General features: G+C 68.1%; 11 protein-coding genes. 7 read left to right on the top strand and 4 right to left on the bottom strand.

What is annotated here, in order from left to right; genetic code table 11:
- Positions 1 to 62: 62 nt before the first annotated feature.
- The gene (locus tag D7T59_RS01325; RefSeq protein ID WP_180851230.1) at positions 63 to 12,449 is read left to right on the top strand and encodes a filamentous haemagglutinin family protein; all 12,387 of its coding nucleotides are present in this window, start codon (positions 63 to 65) and stop codon (positions 12,447 to 12,449) included.
- A gap of 312 nt (positions 12,450 to 12,761) precedes the next feature.
- Here D7T59_RS01325 and D7T59_RS01320 read toward each other — a convergent pair whose 3' ends face one another.
- The 3 genes from D7T59_RS01320 to gspH are packed head-to-tail and all read right to left on the bottom strand — an operon-like array spanning position 12,762 to position 14,178.
- A complete protein-coding gene (locus D7T59_RS01320; protein ID WP_180851250.1) occupies positions 12,762 to 13,376 on the bottom strand; it encodes a prepilin-type N-terminal cleavage/methylation domain-containing protein in 615 nt (204 codons plus the stop codon).
- Complete coding sequence (gspI, locus tag D7T59_RS01315; RefSeq protein ID WP_164138113.1) at positions 13,373 to 13,735, bottom strand: type II secretion system minor pseudopilin GspI; 363 nt, start codon at positions 13,733 to 13,735, stop codon at positions 13,373 to 13,375. The genes D7T59_RS01320 and gspI overlap by 4 nt, the downstream gene beginning before the upstream one ends.
- Entirely contained in the window at positions 13,732 to 14,178 is a 447-nt protein-coding gene (gene gspH / locus D7T59_RS01310) for a type II secretion system minor pseudopilin GspH (RefSeq protein WP_180851229.1), read from the bottom strand. Before gspH ends, gspI begins: the two co-directional genes overlap by 4 nt.
- A 115-nt stretch (positions 14,179 to 14,293) precedes the next feature.
- Between gspH and D7T59_RS01305 the strand changes: the two genes are divergently transcribed.
- A complete protein-coding gene (locus tag D7T59_RS01305; protein WP_164138117.1) occupies positions 14,294 to 14,746 on the top strand; it encodes a general secretion pathway protein in 453 nt (150 codons plus the stop codon).
- Between the two features lie 91 nt (positions 14,747 to 14,837).
- Here the strand turns inward: D7T59_RS01305 and D7T59_RS01300 are convergent, their stop codons facing one another.
- On the bottom strand, positions 14,838 to 15,173 hold the full coding sequence (locus D7T59_RS01300; RefSeq protein ID WP_164138120.1) for a hypothetical protein: 336 nt from the start codon (positions 15,171 to 15,173) through the stop codon (positions 14,838 to 14,840).
- Positions 15,174 to 15,374: 201 nt separating this feature from the next.
- Between D7T59_RS01300 and D7T59_RS01295 the strand changes: the two genes are divergently transcribed.
- The 5 genes from D7T59_RS01295 to D7T59_RS01275 are packed head-to-tail and all read left to right on the top strand — an operon-like array spanning position 15,375 to position 21,731.
- Positions 15,375 to 16,991: a ShlB/FhaC/HecB family hemolysin secretion/activation protein gene (locus tag D7T59_RS01295; protein WP_180851228.1), complete on the top strand. Its 1,617-nt coding sequence runs from the start codon at positions 15,375 to 15,377 to the stop codon at positions 16,989 to 16,991.
- Between the two features lie 38 nt (positions 16,992 to 17,029).
- Positions 17,030 to 18,814: a DUF2341 domain-containing protein gene (locus tag D7T59_RS01290; protein WP_180851227.1), complete on the top strand. Its 1,785-nt coding sequence runs from the start codon at positions 17,030 to 17,032 to the stop codon at positions 18,812 to 18,814.
- A 10-nt stretch (positions 18,815 to 18,824) separates the two neighbouring features.
- Positions 18,825 to 19,238: an ExbD/TolR family protein gene (locus D7T59_RS01285; protein ID WP_005409874.1), complete on the top strand. Its 414-nt coding sequence runs from the start codon at positions 18,825 to 18,827 to the stop codon at positions 19,236 to 19,238.
- 39 nt (positions 19,239 to 19,277) lie between these two features.
- On the top strand, positions 19,278 to 19,943 hold the full coding sequence (tolA, locus tag D7T59_RS01280) for a cell envelope integrity protein TolA (RefSeq protein WP_180851226.1): 666 nt from the start codon (positions 19,278 to 19,280) through the stop codon (positions 19,941 to 19,943).
- 42 nt (positions 19,944 to 19,985) lie between these two features.
- Positions 19,986 to 21,731: a putative porin gene (locus D7T59_RS01275; RefSeq protein ID WP_180851225.1), complete on the top strand. Its 1,746-nt coding sequence runs from the start codon at positions 19,986 to 19,988 to the stop codon at positions 21,729 to 21,731.
- Positions 21,732 to 21,739 lie beyond the last annotated feature (8 nt).

Raw genomic sequence — 21,739 nt, 5'->3', positions numbered from 1 at the left:
CGCGTTGCACGTGCCTCCCGATTGCTGCCGCCGCCGCGGCCCACCCGATTGCCGAGGTCCCGATGTCGCACCCGCTCACGTCCGCTGTTCGTCCGGCCGCGCTGCTGCGCCGCAATCACCCGATGGCGTGGGCCATTGCGGTGGCGTTGGGCTCCGTCGTTGCTCCGGCCAGCCAGGCGCAGCAGGCATTCAGCCCGGCATGGTTCGCCGATCGCGGTGCGGCCCAAGGGGCGGCGGCACAGAGCGGGCGCATGCCCAGTGGCGTGCCGATCCAGTTCCAGCTGCCGGCACAGCAGCAGGACGCGGCGCGGCAGAAGCTGCAGCAATCGATCGACAACCTCGGCACCGCAGCGCAGGCGATCGCCCTGCAGCAGCGCCTGCAGGAGCAGGCCCGGCAGGTCCGCCGCGACGGTGGCCTGGTGATCGCCGACGGCCTGGGCAAGGACGGCCTGAAGGTGGACGAGAACCCACTCACGCGCGGCTGGATCAACGCACGTGAAGCCATCCAGTCGCAAGGGGCCGATGGCCGGGTCCAGGTCAGCATCGAGCAGACCGCGGACACGGCGATCCTCAACTGGGAGACCTTCAACGTTGGCGGTAATACCACGCTGAACTTCCTGCAGAACCCCGACTGGGCGGTGCTGAACCGGGTCAATGATCCCAACGCCCGGCCCAGCCAGATCCTCGGCCAGCTCAAGGCCAGTGGCACGGTGTTCGTGGCCAACCGCAACGGCGTGGTGTTCGGCAACAACAGCCAGGTCAACGTGCGCAATCTGGTCGCGGCGGCAACACGCATCAGCGATGCGCAGTTCCGCGACAACGGCCTGTACAGCGCCGATGCCAACACGGCCTCACTGACCGATGCCTTGGGCAAGGTGATGGTCGAGCAGGGCGCGCGCATCAGCACCCACGAGCCGACCACCGCCACCCGTGGCGGCGGCTACGTGCTGCTGGCTGGCCACAGCGTGGAGAACGCCGGCCAGATCGAGACCCGCAAGGGCCAGGCCCAGCTGGCGGCCGGTGACAGCTTCGTGATCCGGCGCGGCGTGGGCACCGCGCAGAACACCTCCTCCACTACCCGAGGCAACGAAATCGCGCCGCGTTTCATTGCCGACAGCAGTGCCGGCAGCGTGCGCAACAGCGGCCTGATCCAGGCGCGCGAAGGCGATGTCACCCTGGCCGGGCGCGCGGTCGAGCAGGCGGGCGTGGCGGTGGCCACGACTACCCTGAGCCAGCGCGGCACCGTGCATCTGCTGAACTCGGCCTCCGATACGAAGGGCAGCGTCACCCTGGCGACGGGCTCCACGACCGCGGTGCTGATCGAGGACGATGGCAAGAGCACGGTGCTGGACAGCCAGCGCGACGCGGTGATCAGGGAATCGGCTGAACAGGACGCGCTGCGCGGCAGGAGCAACAGCGGTACCTTCGACAACCTGTCGCGGCTGCAGGACCGTCGCGACCAGTCGCGTATCGAGGTTGTCTCCGGTGGTGACGTGGATTTCCAGGCCGGCTCGCTGGCGGTGGCGACCGGCGGCCAGGTGATCGCGGACGCGGCGCGGCGCAGCTATGTCGGCTATGGCGCCCGCGTCGATGTCTCCGGTGCGGTGGGCGTGCAGGTGGCGATGGAAAGCAACAACGTCAAGGTGAAAGTGCAGGGCAACGAACTGCGCGATTCGCCGGACAACCGTGACAGCGGCAAGCTGATCAGCAGCGAGGTCTGGATAGATCGTCGCCTGCTGACCCACGTGGCTGCAGGAACGGGAGGCCATGAAGGCGAGCGCTGGTATGCCGGTGGCGGACTGCTGGAGGTGGGTGGCTACCTCGACAATCAGGGCCATTCAATCGGCGAATGGGCGGTCCAGGGTGGCACCGTGCAGCTGGCAGGCAAGGAAGTGGTCAGCCACGCTGCTTCGCGCATCAACCTGGCCGGCGGCAGCCTGGACGTACAGTCCGGCGCCATCCAGCAGAGCTGGTTGCGCGGGCGCGACGGGCAGCTGTATCGCCTTGATGATGCGCCGGCGGAGATGCTCTACGACGGCCTGTACAAGGGCTTCGAAGTCAAGCAGGAACGCTGGGGCGTTACCGAGTCATTCCGCAACCCGCTCATTGCTCCCGACCAGCGCGTGGACAATGGCTACACGGTCGGCCGTGATGCGGGCCGGCTGCTGGTGTCGGCACCCACGGCCGTGCTGGACGGCCAGGTCGATACCCAGACCTTCCAGGGCGCGCAGCAGGTGCGTCGCCCCGATCAGGCGCTGGACGGCTACGCGCAGGCGCAGACCGCCGTGGCGCGCAACGCGCAGCTGTGGGTGGGACGCTATGACAGCACCGGCCGCACCGGGCTGTTCGACTCGCAGATCCGCGTGGGTACGCCAGCGGCGACCGCGACCGACTGGACATTGCAGGCGCCGATCGACGAGGCACGCCGCAACACGGTGTGGCTGGATGGTTCCCGCTTGAGTGCACAGCAATGGGGCCGGCTCGACCTGGCGACTTCGGCAACCGTGGATCTGCAGGGCATGCTGCAGTTGCAGGACGGCGGCCAGCTTGCCTTGCTCGGCAGCCAGGTGAACTTCGGTGGCGACGTGCGCATCGCCGGTGGCCAGGTGCGCGCAGGCAACCTGCTGGATGTGCTGGCAACGACGACGGCACTGTTGGTCCAAGGCCGCAGCGCGGTGCGGATTGGCGAAGGCGCACGTATCGACGTGGGCGGGGGCTGGAGCAATGCCCTTGCCCAGCCCGGCGAAGGTGCGCGCCAGGCGTGGATCGACGGCGGCAGCGTGGAGCTGCAGAACAGCCACGACGTGGTGCTGGGTGACGGTGCCGCCATCCTGGCCGACGCCGGCGGCATGATCGATGCCAAGGGCAAGGGGCAGATCGGCAAGGGCGGCAGTGCAAGCCTGACGGCCAACAGCGCGAAGGTCAGCTCCGATGGCAGTGGCCGGGTCGTACTTGGCGAGGGTAGCCACTTCAGTGGCCGTGGCGGCAGTGGTCGTGGCAGTTTCAGTCTCGCCAGCGGCGGACACGTGCAGATCGGCGAGGGTGGGGCGGCTGATGCGGCACTGAAGCTGCAGGCCTCGTTGTTCGGCAGTGGCTTCGGAAGCTACGACATCAATGGCCATCAGGGCCTGTCCGTCGCCGATGGCACTCAGCTGGTGGTGGCGGCACCCGGGGTGCGCATGACCGATGCGGCGCGCCGGGCCGGCAGTGCAGCAGAGGCACTGGAGGCCTGGGATGCGCCGCTGTATACAGCCGACCCGATCAGCGGGCGGGTCAGCCAGCGTGCAGGTGCCAGCGTGACCCTGCGTTCCGGCCGCAATGCCGAGGGCGGTGATGTGCGGATCGGCAAGGGGGCGCTGGTCGCGGTCGATCCGGGCCAGTCCGTCGCGCTGCTGGGCAACGGCAGCATCGACGTGCAGGGTACCGTTCGTGCGCTGGGCGGGCGCATCACCTTGAACGAGGCGTTCACCCCGATCGGGCTCTATGCCGGCCAGCCCAATGGACGCACCTGGCGGATTGCCGAAGGCGCCGAGCTGGATGTGCGCGGTACGTCCGTTGCATTGGCCGACGCCCGCGGGCGGCTGCAGGGCAAGGTGCAGGGCGGCGGCCGCATCGAGATCGGTGGCCCGTTGGACTGGGAAGCCGCCAATGCCGTCATGCGCGCGCCCGATGCGTTCGTGGTGGTGGAGCAGGGTGCACGCCTGCGGGCCGCAGGTGCGTCGACCACGTTGGACGTAGAGGGACAAGGCCACACGCAGGTCGACAGTGACGGTGGCAGCATCGTGCTGCGCTCGGCCAATGGCCTGTACCTGGACGGCGTGATGGACGCCAGCGCCGGTGGCAAGGGCGCCAGTGGCGGCACCCTGGGGGTCGCCTTCGTCGGTGGGGTCTACGGCGAGAACGCCGACAAGGACAAGAAGGACCTGCTGGCCAGTCGTGCGATCCTGCTCAGCCAGCGGACGGCAGAAGGGAACGGGCAGGGTGGGCCGCTCGAGTACGGGCATGCGCCGCTGTCCGTGCAGCAGATCCAGGCCGGTGGTTTCGAACACCTGTCGCTGCTGGGTGATATCCGTGCCAGCGGCGATGTCGACCTGCGCATGGGGCAGAGCCTGCGCCTGCACGGCATCCAGGCCAACGCGCTGGGGCTGCTGCCCGACGCGGCGCAGGGCAGCCGCCTGTCGCTGGCAGCTCCTTACCTGCGCCTGGCCCAGGGCACTGGCCCACAGGTGAGCGTCGACAGATTCTCATTGCCCGCGGTGGCGGCGATGGCCATCGGCCGTGGGCATGGATTGTCCGTGCAGGCGGACCTGCTCGATATCCGTGACGTGAACTGGTTGGCCGGTTTCGATCAGGCCAGCCTGCACAGCAGCGGCGACATCCGCTTCCTGGCGCCCGGTGCCGTGCGCGCGCAGGAATCGTCGGTGCTGGTGCCGGGCTCGATGGATGTGCAGGCGGCACGCCTGTATCCCACGCTGCGTGCCAACGGACGCCTGATGGCCGGCGCGTCGGCCACCGACCTTGGTACGCGCCTCTCCGGCTGGGTCAACCCGGATGCGGTGCTACGCATCAGCAACAGCGGCGGCGCCGCACTGCCACCGCCGGACTCGGCGTTCGGCAGCCTTGCCCTGCTGGGCGCAACGGTGCAGCAGGGAGGCACCGTGCAGGCGCCCTGGGGCCAGATCCTGATCGGTGGCAGCCAGTCGGGCCGGAGCAGTGCCGGCCGGGTGGAGTTGCTGCCGGGCAGTGTGACCTCGATCAGCGGTGCGGGCCTGAGCCTGCCGTTTGGTGGCACGGTCGACGGTGTCACCTGGCGCTTCAATGGCGCCGGTTTCGACCTGTCGGGGCCCGGCGGCAGCAGCAATCCGATCGGCGTCACCATCACCGCCAACGTGATCGACGCCGCGCCCGGCAGTGTGCTGGATGTTTCCGGCGGCGGTGAACTCAATGGTGGCGCCTTCGTTGCTGGACGCGGCGGTTCGGTGGATGTGCTGCGTACGGCGCTCGCCGATGCCAATCCGCGCTATGGCTTCAGCCAAACGGGTAGCGCCGTGTACGCGATCATGCCGGGCCGGGCACAGGTACCGGCACCGGCGGGCATGGCCGATGGCGCGGCCGACCCCCGCGTTGGCCAACAGATCACGGTGCCGGCCGGCGTGCCGGGCCTGCCGGCAGGGACCTATACCCTGCTGCCGGCCAGCTATGCGCTGCAGTCCGGCGCGTTCCGGGTGGAAGTGGGCGCAACCGGCGCGACCGGCATGAACCAGCCGCTGTCGACGGGAACCGGTTCCTGGCGGCTGTCCGGCCATCAGGGCCAGGGCTTGGGGGGCACCACTTCGCCTCTGCTGACCGACCTGGTGGTGACCCCGGCCGAGGTGGTACGGCGCCACTCGGGCTACAACGAAACCAGCTACAACGCCTTCGTGCAGGGAACCGCGGAGCGGCGCGGCGAGCCGATGCGTTGGCGCCCGCTGGACGCCGGCAATGTCAATCTTGTGCTGGGTGACGGCGCGGGCCGCAGCGGCACGGCGGCCGTCGCGTTCGCCGGGCTTGCACGGTTCAATCCCGGCAGCGCACAGGGCCGCGACGGCATCCTGTCGGTCAACCTGACCACGGCCGAAGGCAGGGACCTGGAAGTCGTCGGCAAGGACGGCACGACGACCACCGGCCCCGGCGCGACCATCACCGATGCAGCCCTGAATGCGTTCCGTCCTGCCACGTTGCTGATCGGTGGCAGCCTCAGCCGTGCCGCCCTGACGAGCAGTTCGATTACCGGCAATGCAAAGAGTGTGGTGCTGCGCTCGGGTGTGACGCTTGCCGCGCAGGAGGTGCTGGTTTCCGCCGCGTCCGGGGGCAGTGGCATCCTGCTGGAACAGGGCGCATCGATCGACACCCTGTCTGCGGCAAAGGTGTCGCGGGCGAACGAGACGGTCGAGCCCTACTTCGCCCAGGGCGGCTTGCTGGCGGTATCCAATCGGCGCCTGAATGTCATCACCACGTCAGGTTCTGCAGACGCCGGGCCGGTTGCGATCGACCTGGGTGGCTGCCAGCACGACTGCAGCGGGCAGACCCGGCTGGTGTCCGATGGCAGCATCACCATTGCCACCGATGGTGCACTGAACATCCGCGAAAGCGTGAGCTATGGCACGCGGCAACTCGGCCTGGGCATGTCTGCGCTGAACCTGGGCACGGCCGAGGCCATCGCCGCAGCGGCTGCGGCAGGTGGCCTGCCGCAGGGCATGACCATGAACCAGCAGGTGCTGCAGCAGCTGCTGCGTGGCAATACGGCGACCGGCGCGCCGGCGATGGATACGCTCAGCCTGTCCGCCCGCGACGCGATCAACGTGTTCGGCAGCGTCGATCTGGATACGCGCGATGCGGCGACCGGCCGCAGCAGCCTGCGCAGCCTGGTGCTGGGCGCGCCGGCCATTCATGGCTATGGCGGCGCGGAGGACCGCGCACGCATCTTCGCCGATACCCTGGTGTGGGACGGCACGCTGGCGGCCGACCAGGTGCCGGGCAGCAGCCAGGCACAGGGGCCGGGCGAGGCGATGGTGGGCCGCCTTGGCCGCGGCCAGCTGGACATGGTCACCCGCACGTTGACACTGGGGCGCGCGCCGTTCACCCGGCCGAGTTCCGAGGTGGCTGCCGACCGCCAGGTACTGGGCTTTGCCGGGGTGAACCTGAGCGCCTCCGAGCGCATGGTGTTTTCCGCCAGGGGCAGCCTGGATGTCTACCAGTCGCAGGGTGGCTACGTCACCGGGCAGGGCTGGCAGTACAGCGGCGGCGCGTTGGATATCAATACCCCGCTGTTGACCGGCGATGCGGCCGCGCGCCTGGCCGTGCGCAGTGGCGGATCGCTGCGCGTGCAGGGTGCGGGTGCAACCCCGGGCAGCGATGCGCTGGGCGCGGAGCTGAGTCTGAAGGCCGACCGGATCGTACTGGACAGCCGCATTGCGCTGGCGTCCGGACGGCTGGACGCCGTGGCGCAGAACGGGTTGATGCTGGGCGCCAATGCGCTGCTGGACCTGGCGGGGCGCAGGGTCAGCCTGTTCGACGTGGACAAGTACAGCTGGGGTGGCGACGTACTGCTGTCTTCGGCCGCCGGTGACATCCACACCGACGCGGCCTCGCGCATCGACCTGTCTGCACGGGACAACCGCGGCGGTCGCCTGACAGTGACGGCGCTGGGCGAGCAGGGCGGCCGGGTCGACCTGGCCGGCAGCGTGCTGGGCAGCGCCAGTGGCCGATACGATGCGGGTGGCACGATGGTGCCGTTCGACGCTGGCGAGGCGGTCATCCGCGCGCGCCAGCTGCAGGACTTCGCCGGCCTCAACATGCGCCTGACTGCAGGTGGCGTCACCGGTGGCCGTACCTTCCAGCTTGCCGAAGGCGATCTGCGGGTGGGCGATGAAGTGAAGGCGCGCAATGTCGACATCAGTGTCGATCGCGGCAGCCTGCGGCTGGATGGCCGTATTGACGCCAGTGGCGAACAGGTGGGCAGCATCCGTCTGTCCGCACGTGATGGGCTGCGGGTGGACGGAGCGCTGGACGCGCATGGCAGCGGCCTGCGCGTGGACAGCTACGGCAAGATCATTGACAGCCCGAACCGGGCGATGATCGAACTGACCTCCACACAGGGTGAACTGGTGCTGGGCAACGCGGCAAGCATGGATCTGCGTGCCGGCAGCAGCGTAGCGCTGGGCAAGGCGGCCGGCCAGAACGATGGGCGTGCGCGCGGCACGATCAAGCTCAACGTGCCGCGGGTCGGAGGCGACGATGCGGCCATCAATGTGGCGGCCGGCGTGCGCATTGCCGGTGCGGGGGATATCCAGGTCAACGGCTTCCGCAGCTACGACGATGCGCCGCAGGTCAGCGCACCGGATGTCCATGGCAACCGTCCGCAGATGATCAACCAGCGCTGGTTGAATACCGTGGTCGATCCGGACAGCAGTGCGTGGTTCAACGCCGCCTTCGCCAACACGGGCCTGCAGCAGCGAATTGCCGCGCTGGGCGAACATCGCCTGCGCCCGGGCGTGCAGATCGTCGCCCGCAAGGGATCCGACAATCCACGCGGCGACCTGGTCGTGGCCGGTGACATCGACCTGTCTGGCTATCGCTATGGGCCGCAGTCCAACCGCAACGATCCTGCACGCCGTGGTTTCGGCGAATCTGCGGCGCTGGTGCTGCGCGCCGAGGGCGACATCAACGTCTACGGCAGCATCAATGACGGTTTCGCGCCGCCGCCGGCGAATCCGGACGAAAGCGGCTGGGTCCTGGTGCAGGGCCGCAGTCTCAATTCGGCGAACACGGCATTCGGTGGTGACCTGGTGGTGCCGGGCGAAGGTGTGCAACTGCAGGCGGGCACCGAGTTCCAGCAGGGCGCCCGTCTCAACTATGACCTGCCGTTCCGGGCCATCAGGCTGCCGGCAGGCACGGTGCTACCGGCAGCGATGATGCTGTCCGGCGAACTGCTGTTGCCGGCAGGGACCGTACTGGGGGCGGCCGTCACCCATGGCGGCCAGGTGATTGCGGCCGGTACGGTGCTGGCGCAACCGATCACCCTGGGGACCGGAGACCAGCTGGGTGCAGGCTTCCGCCTGCGCAGCGAGGCGCCGATGGCGGCGCAGCTGTGGCCGGCCAACGTTCCGTTGCCGGCAAACCTGACCCTTGCCTCCGCACTGAACCTGCGCGCCGGGTCGCTCATTCCCTCGATGACCAAGGTAGTGCTGGCCGGGGGCGAGCCGGTCAAGCTGCGGCCGGCGGACGCCGCGGGCAACCAGGGGCGCAACTGGGCGCTGGCCTCGATGCTGCCGGAGGGCACCACCTCCTGGGACCTGACGGCGGTGGCCGGAGCCGATGCGGATGCTGCCGATCCACGCACGCGGCGCTGGGGCGGTGAGGGCAGCATCGTGCTGGCCGACAGCCACTACGCCACGATCGGCACGGTCTCCACCACCACCGAATGGAAGGGCGACCGCGTGGTCTCGGTGGACGGGTCGATGGACTGGGCCGGCGATGACAGCCTGGTGGGTAAGCCGGCCAAGGAAGTGGCCGGATCCTTTGGCATGAGCGAGGACGATTTCTGTGCCGCCGGTCCCTATTGCGGCCCCGCGCCACGCCTGGTCGACAAGCAGGGGTCGCTGGATTTCTGGGGCGACGAGACCTATGTGGGGACGTCGGCCAAGGACTTCGCGGAGATGATGGGCATGACCGAGGAGGCGTTCTGCGCCACCGTCGGCTACTGTTATGGCGGCGGCACGCTGACCGAGGTGACCACCTATGGCAAGCGCCTGGGCACACCGGCCTGGAGCGTGCTGCGTACCGGCAAGGGCGATCTGGAACTGCTGGCCGCGCGGGACGTGCACATGCGCTCTGCGTTCGGCGTCTACACCGCCGGTGCGCCTACCGTGCTCGGCAACGGCAAGGACGCGGCGTTCAACCCGGGTCGCTCGGCGGCACCCGAAAGTCCCTCGCTGCTGGGAACGAACCTGGTTCCCGGCGCCTATGATGCGGCGCTGGCGAACTACCAGGCCTGGTATCCCGATCATGGTGGCAACCTGCGCATCGAAGCGGGCCGCGACATCATCGGTGACGTGTGGAGCGCGCGCGCCCAGTCGGGAACGCCGGACCGCGACCAGGCCGATCATGCCAGTGCCGCAGTCGGCAACTGGCTATGGCGCCAGGGGACAGCCGCTGCGGCTGGCGTGCAGCCGACGGCGACCAGCTGGTGGATCAACTTCGGCACCTACAGTGCAGTACAGACGGGCCCGAACAAGTCACCACGCATGGTCGGTTTCACCGGCTTCGGCACGCTGGGCGGTGGCAACCTGGTGATCGAGGCCGGGCGCGATGCCGGTGTGCGTGATCCGATGGGCGATGCGCTGGGCTTCTTCGCAGCGCCACATTCCAGCGCGCTGGTGGTAGCGGTCGGCTCCACCGGGCGGGTCAGTGACGGGCAGTTGCACCTCACCGGTGGTGGCGACCTGAGCGTGCGCACAGGAGGGGCACTGAATCCGGGCCTGCGTGCCAGCAGCCAGCTGCCGAGCGGCTACCAGCAGGACCTGGATCTGAACGGCGCACTGATCAACCTGCGCGGCAACGCGCGGGTGGATGCGGCGCGCATCGGCGGCCTCAGTGCCATCCTGGACAGCTATTCCTCACTGGAACCCTACAAGGTCGGTTCTGCGCTTGCGATGGGCGGACCGGTGGTGGTACTGGGCGATGCCACCGCGCAGTTGCAGGCGCGTGGCGACCTGGTGCTGGGCGGGGCGGCCGATCCGGGCCGCGTGCCGGTGGCCAACTACACCGATATGCTGCTTGACAATGGGCGTCACGCGGCGGGGACCAGCTGGTTCTCGCTGTGGACGGCCAACACCGCCCTGGACCTGTTCTCGGCAGGGGGAAGCTTGGCACCTTCGCTGGCCGGGACGATGCACCGAACCGGAAGCAACCTGTGGCCGGAGCAGGTCAGGGTGGCCGGTGCCATGAAGTACCTGAACTACTGGTTGTACCCCTCCCGTTTCAGCGCCGTCGCGGCCAGCGGTGACGTTTCGTTGCCGCGCCTGGAAGGCAACCTGGATTCAATGGCAGGAACCATTCAGGACGTCCTGCTGCTGGCACCCTCGGCCAGTGGCCGCCTCGACATTCTGGCGGGCGGGTCGATCTTCTCCGCAGAGTACGGTCTGCAGGTCACCCGTTCGGGTGCCGACGTGCGCCTGCCAGGCCCCTTCGATCCGGCGTTCATCGCAACGGATGCGTCGGGTACGACGGTGCGGAGCAATGTCTCGGTCGATGCAACCGTTGCCTCGGTGCAGGCCTCGCTGCCATTGTTCGCCTTCGGGCCCAATACGCCGCTGGCGGGCACCCTGCTGTCGCAGGCGACGGCGATCAGTCGCTTTTACGCGGGCACGGGAGACATCCGCTCCCTGACGGTCGGTAACCAGCGTGTGTTGGACCGTTCCTCGGGGAATGATGGTCGCACCGTGGTCAACTGGTATGAAGCCGGCGCACCGGTGCAGCTGCGCGCTGGCCGCGATGTGCTCGAATCGAACGTCACATCGCTCAATACCACCGGCACCGACATCAGCATGATCACTGCCGGCCGCGATATCGTCCGCAGCAGCATGACCGTGGCCGGCCCGGGCAACGTCGAGGTCAGCGCGGGCCGCCAGTTGCGCCAGGAAGAGGCCGGCAGCATCGTCAGTCTGGGCGGCATCGTGCAGGGCGATACCCGCCCGGGCGCGAGCATCGCGTTGACTGCCGGCAACCAGCAGATCGATTTCGACGCAGTGCGTGCGCGCTACCTGGACTCGGCCAAGCGGGCCGATCCGGAGCAGTCGCTGGCCTCGCAGCCGGGCAAGGCGGTGAAGATCTACGACAAGGAACTGAAGCAGTGGCTGCAGCAGCGCTTCGGCAGCACGGCCGAGGGTGCCGAGGTGTTGGCCCTGTTCGACGCGCTGCCGAAGGAACAGCAACGCATCTTCCTGCGCCAGGTCTACTACGCCGAACTGCGAGAGGGTGGCCGCGAGTACACCGATGCGCAGGGGCCGCGGTTCGGCTCGTACCTTCGCGGGCGTGAGGCCATCGCCACGCTGATGCCGGACAAGGACGCCAACGGGGCCACCATCGACCGTACCGGCGATATCGTGATGTACGGTGGTTCCGGTGTGCGCACCGAAGCTGGCGGCAACATCGAGCTGATGGCACCGGGTGGGCGGATCGTGGTGGGCGTGCAGGGCGTGGTGCCGCCGGCCAGCGCCGGCCTGGTCACCCAGGGGCAAGGCGATATCCGGTTGTTCAGCCAGGACAGCGTGCTGCTGGGCCTTTCGCGGGTGATGACCACCTTTGGCGGTGACATCCTGGCGTGGTCGGAGCAGGGCGACATCAACGCTGGCCGCGGCTCGCGGACCAGCCTGCTGTACACCCCGCCGCGCCGCCTCTACGACAACTGGGGCAATGTGATCCTGTCGCCGCAGGCGCCGGCCAGCGGTGCGGGCGTCGCGACCTTGAACCCGATTGCCGAAGTGGCACCGGGCGACGTCGACCTGATCGCGCCGCTGGGTACCATCGATGCCGGCGAGGCCGGCATCCGTGTCTCGGGCAACATCAACCTGGCCGCGCTGCAGGTGCTCAATGCCGCCAACATCCAGGTGCAGGGCGAAAGCAAGGGCCTGCCGGTGCTGGCCACCGTCAATGTCAACGCGCTGGCCTCGGCCAGTGCGGCGGCCAGCAGTGCCAGCCAGGCCGCACAGGATGTGATGCGCAAGAGCCAGGATGACGCACGGCGCAACCAGCCGTCGGTGATCAGCGTGCAGATCCTCGGCTTCGGCAGCGGCACCAGCAGCATCACCCCGCCGGCGCGTAGCAACACGGCCGACAGCGGCTATGACGCCAACAGTGCCTTCCAGTTCCCGCAGGCCAGCCGCGACGAGGGCACACAGCGCCGCTAGGCATCGCACGATCCGGGTAGGTGCCGACCCTGGTCGGCGGTAGATCCACGCCATGCGTGGATGCGATCGGGCCGGAAGAACGAACAGCATCGGGCCAGCCGCCACGGAACGGTGGCGGCCCCAGCCAGGACGGCACCGAGGGCAGGGAGCGGCCATCAGCGGTGAGGACCACCGACACGGCGCCGCCGGGTGCAGGAGCGCACCCGGCGGCAGGAGGGGCGCCGCCGGGCCATGCCAACGCATCCTGGTAGGTGCCGACCCTGGTCGGCAGTAGATCCACGCCATGCGTGGATGTGGTGCCACGAACGAAGCCTAGAGCTCCAGCACCCGCCGGTAACTCAAGGGCCCGCGCCCGTCGCGCAACCCCAGCCGCAGCTCAAGTCCGGTGGCCGGCAGCACTTCGCCGTCGCTGGGCAACACCGCCCACCCGGTACCCGGCTGCCACGCCCGCACCTCGAACCGCTGCACATCGCGCGCAACCGCAATTCCCTTCGACAGATCCGGCGCCGGCAGCGGATACCGGTCCGTGGCCGCACCACTGGCCCGCCACAGCGTATTGCCCTGCCGCCACCAGCGAACCCGTTGCCAGCGCAGGCCATCACTGCCAACGCTGCGGGTGATCTCCAGCGCGAAGCTGCCATCCGTATGCCGCTCGCTTGCCAGTGAAGGAGGCAGCAGCCGCTGCGGTTGATCGGCCGGGCGCACTGCACCATTCATCAGTGCATCGTCGGCACGCATCTCGATATCACGCTGGAACTGCTGCAGCACGCGCAGCGCAGTAGTAGTTTCTGCATCGGCCTGGCGCAGGCGCTGGTCGCTGCTGGCCACGCTGTCAAGCGCTCGCCAGCAGATCAGTGCCAGTACGCCCATGATGGTGATCGCAATCATCACCTCGATGAGGGTGAAGCCCCGCGCCGTGCGCTTCACGGCGCCGCCGTCCATGGCAACTGCATCCGCGCCAACGACTGCCGCGGCGCGTCCTCGGCGACCACGCTCAGTTCCAGTTGTGGCTGGCCGTCGCTGCCTGTGCCGGAATGCTGCAGCACCAGGAACGTGCTGCGCCCCTGCACGCAGCGCCGTCGCGCATCCTGTGGCAGCTGCCCGGCCAGGCGCAGCTCCTGCCAGCGGTCCTGCGCGCACATCAGTGCCAGACGACGATCCCGCAGCCGTGACTGATCGTCGGTCGCCACTGCCACCGAGCGCATCACCGCTGCCAGTGCAATCGATACGATCGCCAGCGCGATCAGCACTTCGATCAGGGTGAATCCGTGTGCCTTCTGCTTCACTGCACGACCTGCAATTGTCCGCTGCCATCATCACGAAGACGCAGTGTGCGGCCGTCCAGCGACAATCCAAGCTCCCAGGCGATACCTATCCACTCCGGGCTCAGTTCAATGGGGTTGGCGGGCTGCACTGCAATGCCCGTTGCCTGCCACTTCTGCGGACGCAACAGATCATCGCCTTCAACGGTGACCCAGCGGCCGCCTTCGCGGCGGCTGAAGCGATAGCCGCTGGCGTCGGCCTGCCAACGCAGCGGACGGCCATCGATGCGGGCCTCGTCGCGCGCCACCTGCAGGCGTTGTGCCAGCCGTTCGGCCTCCTGCCGCAGCAGCCGGCCCGGGTCGAGCAGGCTGCCCAGGCCCAGGCCGATGCCCGCCGTGCAGATGCCGATGATCACCAGCACCACCATCAGTTCCAGCAGGGTGAAACCACGCGGCATGCGCTGCATCGACGTTGCCTCCTGTGCTGGCCGATGCCTGCCAGCCTAGGCCGGCATGATGAAACAAAAGCGTCAGCCGCAGCTGCTAGCGTAGGTGTACACGACCGTGGCGATGGTGCGGAACATGGATGGCAGGCGCTGGGATCGCAATCGCTTATTGACCCTGCTGGCGGCGACGTTGCTGTTGGCCGTGGTGGCCTATTGGAGCGTCACCCTGTCTGCGGTGGCGCCAGCGGCGGTGGCCGGTGAGGCGCGCGAAGAGGCGCCGGTGCGTCCGATGTTCGATGCGGTGGCCAGCCTGCCGCTGGTACGGCTGCTGTCCCCCGGCGCAGTGCAGACCGAGGTGGTGGTGCTCGGCGTGATGGCCGGTGACCACGCGCCACTGGCGCTGCTGTCGGTGGATGGCCGACCCGCGGAGGCCTACGCGCCAGGCCAACGCCTCGGACCCTGCACGGTGCTGGCCAGCATAAGTGCAAGTACAGTGGAGCTGAACCAGGCCGGTCAATCGCGCAGCCTGCCGGTGCCCGAGCTGCCACCGGTGCCGACCGATGGCATCGTGCCGGCCGCCTCCCTGTAGAGCCGAGCCCACGCTCGGCTGCTTTCCGCGTGCCGTCCGCAATGCAGGTAGACGCAACCGAGCATGGCCTCGGCTCTACCGATGCGCAGGCTCAGCGCGCTGGGCGCTGTGGCACCACGGAACGACCAAAGGCATCGCCCATGCGCTGTCGCGTGCCTTCCAGGTTGTACTGCATCAGCTGGTTGCCGGGCTGCCGCATCAGCCGTTCGGCCTCCGGCAGCGCCGGTGACTTCGCCGCTTTCGATGCCGGCGCCAGCTTGCGTTGCAGGCAGTCCCAGGCCGGGATGCGCTCGCCATTGACCTGCACTTCGATGCAGGGCGCGGCGTCCTCCTGCTTCTTCGCCTCGTCGGCGCGAACCGAGGGCAATACCAGCAGCAGGGCAAGGGCGAGGGCAGGGCGGCGGCACGTCATCAACGATTCACGCATCTCGAATATCCCGCAGCAATCGATGTTCTGCAATGAAGACGTGTGGCAAAGGCAGGGTCCGCCTGTGAGCGTTGCGGCTATGTCAAAAGATGACAGTGCTGTCACAAAACTGTTGGCGGTTTTGACGCGACGTGCACGTCCTGTTGGTAGACCCACGCGCCGCTCCCTGGCCACTCCCTTCGATACGACGCGATGCCTTCGATGACTCCTGTTCCGTGCCGAGCCGTCCGCCTTCCGCTGCGCCTGCATCCGCTGCTGCTGGCTCTGGTCGCGATGCCGCTGCCATTGCTCGCGCAGGAGGCGGCGCCTGCGCCCAGCGTGAACATCAATGAATACATCGTGCGCGGCAACACCGTGCTCGATCCGCGCCAGATCGAACGCGCGGTGGAACCGTTCCTTGGGCCGGGAAAGACGTTGGCCGATGTCGAGAAGGCACGCGATGCTGTCAATGCGCTGTACCAGCAGGCAGGGTACCAGTCGGTCTACGTCGAGCTGCCCGAGCAGCAGGTCAGTGGTGGCGTGGTGCTGCTGAAGGTGCAGCAGACGCCGATCGGCCAGCTGCGGGTGGTAGGCACGAAGCATGAATCGCCCGAGCGGATCCGCGAACGCGTACCGGCATTGGCTGAGGGCAAGGTGCCGGACTTCGACCAGGCGCAGAAGGAACTGACCGCGCTGAACGAAGGTGGCCGCCGCCAGGTGATGCCACTGGTGCGAGAGGGCCAGGTGCCGGGCACGATGGATGTGGACCTGCAGGTCGAGGAGAAATCCCCTTGGCGCGCCAGCGCGGCGCTCAACAACGACCACAGCGCGGATACCGAGAAGCTGCGCCTGAGTGCGTCGCTGGCCTACGACAATCTGTGGAAGCGCGGGCACAGCGCCAACATCGGTGTGTATCTGGCGCCGGAAGACACCAGACAGGCCAAGGTGTTCTCGGCCTCGTACATGATGCCGTTCGAAGGCACGCCATGGAGCCTGGAAGCGTCCGGCTACAAATCCGACAGCCGCGTGCTGAACGCGGGCGGACAGGTTGGTACCGGCACCGGAACCAATGTGATCGGCAACGGCCATTCGATCGGCCTCAAGCTCAACTATCGACTGGCCGGCAGCAGCCAGTGGTGGCGCCAGCTCAGCCTCGGTGTGGACTTCAAGGACACCGAGGAAGACACGCAGATGGGCAAGGAGAGCCTGAAGACGCCGCTGAAGTACGCGCCGATCACGCTCGCCTTCGTCGGTGTGCGCCAGGGCGAGCAGGATCAGTTGAGCATCAACACCCAGCTGGTGGCCGGCACGCGTCGCTTGTTCGGCTACGGCAGTGACGCCACCGCCTTCGGCCAGAAGCGCTATTGGGCCGACCCTAGCTTCGTGGCCTTCAAGGCTGACGTGGCCAACACCCACACCTTCGGCAACGACTGGCAGTGGTACGCGCGTGGCTCGCTGCAGGTGACCGACGCACCGCTGGTATCGGCCGAGCAGTTCGCCGCCGGTGGCATGTACACGGTACGTGGCTATCTCTCGGCTGAGGCGATCGGCGACTACGGCGGCTTGGCCAGCCTGGAATGGCGCACGCCGGCGTGGTCGCTGTGGAGCGGCACCGATCTGCGCGTCTACAGCTTTGCTGACGCGGCCTATCTGCGCCTGCGCCAGCCGCTGCCCGAGCAGCGTGACAAGTACAACCTGGCCTCGGTCGGCCTGGGCGCGCAGCTGCGCCTGGGCGAACACCTGCAACTGCGCCTGGACTACGCCTGGCCCTACGCCGATGGCCCGGTAACGCGCAAGGACGACCCGCGCCTGCATTTCAACATCAGCACCAGCTACTGACCCATTCCTTGAACATGCGTTCTCCGGAGACCCTTCGCATGGACCGTTTGCTTTCCCGAGTATTGCTGCTGCTGGCCGCGCTGGTCGCGTTGCCCGCCGCAGCGGCCGACGCCAACTGGTGGCAGGCCGAATGGAAGTACCGCAAGCCGATCACCGTCGACGCCGGCCCGCAGGGCGCGGGCCTGGCCGGTGACCCGGGCCGCACGCCGCTGCTGCTGCGCCTGCATACCGGCAACTTTGGTTTCGACGGTACCCAGGACGCGGGCAACGACCTGCGTTTCGTGTCGGGCGATGGCCGCACCGTACTGGCCCACCAGATCGAACAGTTCGATCCCACGCTGGGCCTGGCCCTGGTCTGGGTGGACGTGCCGGCAGTCAGCGCCGCCGCGCCGCAGACGATCTGGATGTACTACGGCAATGAGAAGGCACCGGCCAGCGGCAATGGCCAGCAGGTGTTCGACCCGGACTACACGCTGGTCTACCACTTTGCCGAGGCCAATGCGCCGGCGCGCGACACCACCGCCTACGGCAACAATGCCGGTGCCGTGGTGCCGCCTGCCGAGGGCTCGGTGATCGGCCGCGGTGTGCAGTTGGGTGCAGGCCCGCTGCCGTTGCCGGCCAGCGCGTCGCTAACGCAGGAAGCGGGCGCACCGCTCACTGTCTCTGCCTGGATCAAGCCGGGCAGCAACAACGCTGCGCAGGCGATCTACGCCCGTCGCGACGGTAACGCTGAACTGGTGCTGGGCATCGAGAACCGGGTGCCGTTCGTGCAGTTCAATGGCCAGCGCAGCACGCCGGCACAGCCAATCCCGGAAGGGCAGTGGGCGCACGTGGCACTGACCGCGGAGAAGGGCGCGTTGCAGCTGTACCTCAACGGCCGCGTGGTGGCCCAGCTGAGCGGCGAGCTGCCAGCGCTGGGCACCGCCCCGGTGGTGGGCGCGGATGCCCCGGGCGCGGCGCAGCCGTTGGCCAACTTCGAAGGCGCGCTGGATGAGCTGCGTGTCTCGCGGGTGGCACGTCCGGCGGCACTGCTGCTGGCCGATGCCACCGCACAGGGTGCCGATTCGCGCCTGATCAGCTACGGCGCCGACGAGCAGTCGGCGGGCCAGAGCCACTTCGCCTTCATCCTCAAGGCGATGCCGTTCGACGCTTGGGTGGTGGTCGCCATCCTCGGCCTGATGATGCTGCTGTCGTGGGCGATCATGATCGCCAAGAGCCGCCACTTCGGCCGTACCAGCAAGGCCAATGCGGTGTTCACCGAGAGTTTCGGCAAGCTGTCCGGCGTGCCGCTGCGCACCCTGTCGGACATGGATCGCCAGGGCAAGGCGCCGACCGCCATGCATGATGGCTCGTTGTGGCGCATCTACCAGGTGGCCATCGATGAAATGCAGCAGCGCCACCAGCGCGACGGCAACAGTGGCTACCTGAGTGGCGCCACCATCGCCGCGATCCGTGCCTCGATGGATGCGGTGATGGTGCGCGAGCAGGAGGCGATGGCGCGGCGGATGAACTGGTTGTCGACCACCATCGAAGGTGCGCCCTACGTGGGCCTGTTCGGCACCGTGATCGGCATCATGCTGGTGTTCGTGGTGGCGGCGATGGCCGGCGCGGTGGACATCAACTCGGTGGCGCCCGGCATGGCCGCGGCGCTGCTGTGTACCGCTGCCGGCCTCGGCGTCGCGATCCCGGCACTGTTCGGCTACAACTACCTGGGTGCGCGTGCCGAAGCGATCGGCGCGGACATGGCGGTGTTCATCGACGAGTTCGCCGCGCGCCTGGCCGAAGAGCAGGACGGGCGCGGCCCGGCCGCGGTCCAGGGCTGAGGGGCGCGCCATGGGCCAGAAGGCGAAGTTCGGCATCAAGAAGCGCGAGAAGGGCATCAACGTTACGCCCTTCGTCGACGTGCTGCTGGTGGTGCTGGTGATCTTCATCCTGACCAGCAACGCCTCCATCCCCGGCATCGAGGTCAATCTGCCGAAGGCCAGCAACAGCGTCGCGCTGGAGAAGCCGAAGACCAAGGCGATCACCATTGACCCAAGCGGCCAGGTATTCCTGGATGCCTACCCGGTGACGATGGCCGAGCTGGAAGACCGCCTGCGCACCGAGCGCGCGACCACGCCGGACTTCCCGGTGATCGTGCGCGGTGATGCGCAGGTACAGTACGCGCGCGTGGTCGAAGTGCTGGACCTGCTGCGGCGGCTGGAACTGGCCCAGGTCGGCCTGGTCACCGGCAAGGCGCAGGGCTGAGGCATGACGGCCCATCAACCCCCTCGGCCGGAACCCGGCATGCGCGGTCGCCAGTTGCTGGTGACTGTCGCGCTGGTGCTGGCCGCGCTGCTGGTGCTCGGGACTGCCGTGTGGTGGATGCTGCTCAAGGACACGGCCAGTACCCGCCGGCCGGTGGTGCAGCCGCCGATGCTGGCGCTGCCGCCACCGCCGCCACCGCCTCCGCCCCCGCCGGAAAAGCCGCCGGAACCGGAAACGCCACCCGAAGAGGCCATCCCCGAGCCGGAGCCGCTGGATCAGCCGACGCCGGCGGAAGAGCCGACACCGACGCCGGACAATGCCGACCCGGTGACGATGAATGCCGATGCGCAGGCCGGTGGTGACAACTTCGGTATCCAGTCCGGCAGCGGCGGCGGTTCATCCGGCGTCGGCCGCGGTGGCGCCGGCAACGCCACTTATGGGCGCTACCTCGGCTACCTGATGCAGCAGGCAATCTCGCGCGATGACAAGGTCAAGCGCCTGGCGTTCCAGCTGCAGGTGAACGTCTGGCTGGCCACGGATGGCCGCCTGGAAAAGGTCGAGCTGGTGCGCGGCAGTGGCAACGAGGAGGCCGACGCGGCCGTGCTCGATGCCCTGCGGCGTATCGGCAAGGTCGACCAGGCACCGCCGCCGTCACTCGATTTCCCCGCACGCGTGCTGATCCAGGGCCGCCGTCCCGGCGCCTGATTCCCGACTTCAGTGATTTCCCTTCTTTCGATGAGAACCGTGATGAACGACCACGTCCGCGCACGAACCGACTCCCGCCGCCCACGGCCGGCCCGACGGGCGCTGCTGTGCTGCGCCGTGCTGCTCAGCCTGGCTGCCCCGGCCGGGGCGATGGCGGCCGAAACCACCATGGTCAAGCTGATCAAGGGCCTGATCGCCAGTGGCGCGCTGAAGCCCGAAGACGGCCAGGCATTGCTGGTGCAGGCCGAGGCTGAGGCGGCGGCCGCATCGCGCACCGCGACCACTGCACCTGCGGCCGCCAGCGGTGGCGTGGCCCTGGAAGCCGGCGACGTGCGGGTGCCCTACGTGCCCCAGAGCGTGCGCGACGGCATTCGTGACGAAGTGCGCCAGGACGTGATGGCGCAGGCCAAGGCCGAGGGCTGGGCGGCACCGAACGAGGTGGCCGAATGGACCAAGCGCATCAAGGTCACCGGTGACATGCGCGTGCGCAGCGAGTCGCGCTTCTACTCCGAGCGCAACAGCGACATCGTGAGCAACTGGGCGTCGATCAACTCCGGCAACGGCTTCGACACCAATACCAACACCAACCTGCAGTTGCCGCCCTTGCTGAACAGCCGCCAGGACCGCCGCAACCTGTGGCGCATCCGTGCGCGCCTGGGCATCGAGGCAACCATCGGCCAGCACACCACGGCCGGCGTGCGCCTGGCCAGCGGCAGCAGCAATGGCCCGGTGTCGACCACCGAGCAGCTGGGCGGCGGGCTGAGCAAGAAGGACGTGTGGCTGGACCAGGCGTGGCTGGCCTACAGTCCGGTCGACTGGGTGACGGTGCGCGGTGGCCGCTTCGGCAATCCGTTCTGGACCAGCGACACGCTGTTCTCCAACGACCTCAACTTCGATGGCCTGGCCGCCAACCTGAAGTACGACTTCGACGGTGGTGACCTCGACCTGTTCGGCAATCTTGCGGTGGTGCCGCTGGAATACACCTCCGACAGTTCGCCGAGCCAGAGCCGGGTCAAGACCCCGAACGAGAACAAGTGGCTGTCCGGTGCGCAGGTGGGCGTGAACTGGCGCTTCAACGACGACAACGCGCTGCGCGCGGCACTGGGTTACTACGACTTCAAGAACATCAGCGGCCGCCTGTCCTCGTCGTGCGCGCTGTATGCGGGTGCGGTGGGCTGCGATACCGACTGGTCGCGCCCGGCGTTCATGCAGAAGGGCAACACCCTGATGCTGATCCGCGACATCGCGCGCAATCCGCTGGACCCGGCCAACACGCCGACCCCGCAGTATGTGGGCCTGGCCTCGGCGTTCCGCCTGGCCACGCTCAACCTGCGCTGGGATACCCAGCTGACCCAGGGTATCGGTCTGCGCCTGGACGGCGACTACATCCGCAACCTGGCCTACGACAAGCAGGCCATGTTCAGTCGCGCCAACAGCGGGATCGTGAACAACTACGGCGCTGGCGGCACTGCCAGCATCGATACCTTCCGCAGCGGCGACACCGCCTGGATGGTGCAGGCCACTTTCGGCGCCACTGACCTGAAGGAGAAGGGCCAGTGGCAGGCGCTGCTGGGCTACAAGCACATCGAGGCCGATGCGCTGCCCGATGCCTACAACGACCCGAATTTCCACCTCGGCGGCACCAATGCCCGTGGCTACTACGTGGGCGGCGCCTACGCGCTGGATGCGCGCAGCTGGATCAGTGGCAAGTGGATGGCGGCCAAGGAAGTGTCCGGTGCGCCGCTGTCGATCGACGTGTTCCAGCTGGAGTTCAACACCGGCTTCTGAGTGGCGGG

This window comes from Stenotrophomonas maltophilia, from assembly GCF_013464915.1.
Classification (GTDB): domain Bacteria; phylum Pseudomonadota; class Gammaproteobacteria; order Xanthomonadales; family Xanthomonadaceae; genus Stenotrophomonas; species Stenotrophomonas maltophilia_AT.
This window is presented reverse-complemented; position numbering and strand designations above follow the sequence as displayed.

What these genes read in the sequence shown, in the direction of transcription:
- gspH (WP_180851229.1), bottom strand. Translation starts at nt 14,178, where the DNA reads ATGCAGCGCATGCCGCGTGGTTTCACCCTGCTGGAACTGATGGTGGTG.
- D7T59_RS01275 (WP_180851225.1), top strand. Translation starts at nt 19,986, where the DNA reads ATGAACGACCACGTCCGCGCACGAACCGACTCCCGCCGCCCACGGCCG.
- D7T59_RS01295 (WP_180851228.1), top strand. Translation starts at nt 15,375, where the DNA reads ATGACTCCTGTTCCGTGCCGAGCCGTCCGCCTTCCGCTGCGCCTGCAT.
- D7T59_RS01305 (WP_164138117.1), top strand. Translation starts at nt 14,294, where the DNA reads ATGGATGGCAGGCGCTGGGATCGCAATCGCTTATTGACCCTGCTGGCG.
- D7T59_RS01285 (WP_005409874.1), top strand. Translation starts at nt 18,825, where the DNA reads ATGGGCCAGAAGGCGAAGTTCGGCATCAAGAAGCGCGAGAAGGGCATC.
- D7T59_RS01300 (WP_164138120.1), bottom strand. Translation starts at nt 15,173, where the DNA reads ATGCGTGAATCGTTGATGACGTGCCGCCGCCCTGCCCTCGCCCTTGCC.
- D7T59_RS01325 (WP_180851230.1), top strand. Translation starts at nt 63, where the DNA reads ATGTCGCACCCGCTCACGTCCGCTGTTCGTCCGGCCGCGCTGCTGCGC.
- D7T59_RS01290 (WP_180851227.1), top strand. Translation starts at nt 17,030, where the DNA reads ATGGACCGTTTGCTTTCCCGAGTATTGCTGCTGCTGGCCGCGCTGGTC.
- tolA (WP_180851226.1), top strand. Translation starts at nt 19,278, where the DNA reads ATGCGCGGTCGCCAGTTGCTGGTGACTGTCGCGCTGGTGCTGGCCGCG.